2 tRNA genes and 1 rRNA gene are annotated in these 2715 nt (G+C 49.2%); all 3 read right to left on the reverse strand.

The features are described 5' to 3' along the window. Positions 1-2261, reverse strand: a 23S ribosomal RNA gene (locus EJK17_RS11005); the annotation flags it as partial. A 114-nt stretch (positions 2262-2375) separates the two neighbouring features. Then, positions 2376-2448: transfer RNA gene (locus EJK17_RS11010), tRNA-Ala, on the reverse strand. A 57-nt stretch (positions 2449-2505) separates the two neighbouring features. After that, positions 2506-2580 (reverse strand) — tRNA-Ile (locus EJK17_RS11015). Between the last annotated feature and the right edge of the window lie 135 nt (positions 2581-2715).

A 2715-nucleotide genomic window follows, 5' to 3' on the forward strand; every position in this document is an offset into this window, starting at 1 on the left:
CCGCCCCAGTCAAACTGCCTACCTGACACTGTCCCTGATGCCGCTTAGGCACCGCGGTTAGAGCATCCATCAAACAAGGGTAGTATCCCAACATTGCCTCCGATAAAACTAGCGTCCTATCTTCTCAGGCTCCTACCTATCCTGTACATGTTTAACAGATACTCAATATCAAGCTACAGTGAAGCTCCATGGGGTCTTTCCGTCCTGTCGCGGGTAACCCGCATCTTCACGGGTATTATAATTTCACCGAGTCTCTCGTTGAGACAGTGCCCAAATCATTACACCTTTCGTGCAGGTCGGAACTTACCCGACAAGGAATTTCGCTACCTTAGGACCGTTATAGTTACGGCCGCCGTTTACTGGGGCTTCAATTCAGACCTTCGCCTAAGCTAAGTCCTCCTCTTAACCTTCCAGCACCGGGCAGGTGTCAGCCCCTATACGTCGTCTTACGACTTTGCAGAGACCTGTGTTTTTGATAAACAGTTGTTTGGGCCTATTCACTGCGGCTGATCTTGCGATCAGCACCCCTTCTCCCGAAGTTACGGGGTCATTTTGCCGAGTTCCTTAACGAGAGTTCTCTCGCTCACCTTAGTGTTCTCCACTTGACTACCTGTGTCGGTTTGCGGTACGGGTACGTTCTCTCTGGCTAGAAGCTTTTCTTGGCAGTGTGACTACCAGACCTTCGCTACTTTAACTTCGCTCCGCTTCACGACTTGTGCTTTTCGAAAGCAAGCATTTGACTCACTTCCACACTTATCGCTTGCACATGGCTTCCAGCGCCATGCGTCCTTCGCCTCCTGCGTCCCTCCTTCGCTCATAACGATTGAACGCAGTACAGGAATTTCTACCTGTTATCCATCGACTACGCCTCTCGGCCTTGCCTTAGGTCCCGACTTACCCTGGGCGGACGAGCCTGCCCCAGGAAACCTTAGTCTTCCGGCGGATAGGATTCTCACCTATCTTTCGCTACTCATACCGGCATTCTCACTTCTAAGCGCTCCAACTATCCTCTCGATTAGCCTTCGCCGCACCTAGAACGCTCTCCTACCACGCATCTTTCGATGCATCCACAGTTTCGGTACTATGCTTAGCCCCGGTAAATTTTCGGCGCAGCGCCACTCGACTAGTGAGCTATTACGCACTCTTTGAATGATGGCTGCTTCTGAGCCAACGTCCTAGTTGTCTACGCAACTCCACATCCTTTTCCACTTAGCATAGATTTGGGGACCTTAACTGGTGATCTGGGCTGTTTCCCTTTCGACTACGGATCTTATCACTCGCAGTCTGACTCCCGTGTATGGATATCTGGAATTCGCAGTTTATCTGGACTTAGTAACCCCTGACGGGCCCCTTGTCCAAACAGAGCTCTACCTCCATTATCCTCTCCCACGAGGCTAGCCCTAAAGCTATTTCGGAGAGAACCAGCTATCTCCAAGTTCGTTTGGAATTTCACCGCTACCCACAACTCATCCCCGCAATTTTTAACTTACGTGGGTTCGGTCCTCCAGTGCGTTTTACCGCACCTTCAACCTGGTCATGGGTAGGTCACTTGGTTTCGGGTCTACATCAAATAACTTTTCGCCCTATTCAGACTCGCTTTCGCTGCGGCTCCGTCTTTTCTCACTTAACCTCGCTATTTAACGTAACTCGCCGGTTCATTCTACAAAAGGCACGCCATTACACTTTAATGTGCTCTGACTACTTGTAGGCACACGGTTTCAGGTTCTCTTTCACTCCCCTTCCGGGGTTCTTTTCACCTTTCCCTCACGGTACTGGTTCACTATCGGTCACTAGCTAGTATTTAGCCTTGCGAGATGGTCCTCGCGGATTCAAACGGGATTCCTCGTGTCCCGCCCTACTCAGGATCCTGCTCGGCTTGCTTCCGATTTCGCTTACGGGGCTCTCACCCTCTCTGGCATGTCTTCCCAGACATTTCAACTATCTTTCGCAATACCTTATTGCAGTCCTACAACCCCAAATGATAAATCATCTGGTTTAGGCTCTTTCCTCTTCGCTCGCCGCTACTAAGGAAATCGATTTTTCTTTCTCTTCCTGCAGCTACTTAGATGTTTCAGTTCACTGCGTCTTCCTTTAAATACCTTAACAGTATTTAATGATGCATCTCCTGCACCGGGTTCCCCCATTCGGATATCTCCGGATCACTGCGTACTTACCGCTCCCCGAAGCTTTTCGTAGTTCGTCACGTCCTTCTTCGGCTGCTAGTGCCTAGGCATTCACCGTGCGCCCTTTTCTACTTGACCTTACTCAAGAATCTCTCTTCTCGGTCGCTCTACAATCTGTTCAATGATTGTCTCGGTTTTTGCTTGGATTATATTCAGTTTTCAATGTACTAACCGTTGGACCTTTCGATCCAATGGAGGCTAACGGGTTCGAACCGATGACCTCCTGCGTGCAAAGCAGGTGCTCTCCCAACTGAGCTAAGCCCCCAAGTATTGTTATTTTTTAGGCAGACATAACTTTAACTCTTTTTTATCGCTATGTCAATGGGCCTAAATGGACTTGAACCATCGACCTCACGCTTATCAGGCGTGCGCTCTAAACCAGCTGAGCTATAGGCCCGACTAACGCTTGGCGTTTATTCAAATCTTTGAGGTAATACCCTCAAAACTAAACAAAGTTTCTCAGTGTGCTTCCGCTTGCTTTAGTGGCTTCTCTTAGTATCTCTACTCTCCGCCACCTCTGCTTCCTTAGAAA

It is taken from the genome of Lactobacillus xujianguonis, assembly GCF_004009905.1.
GTDB classification, from domain to species: domain Bacteria; phylum Bacillota; class Bacilli; order Lactobacillales; family Lactobacillaceae; genus Lactobacillus; species Lactobacillus xujianguonis.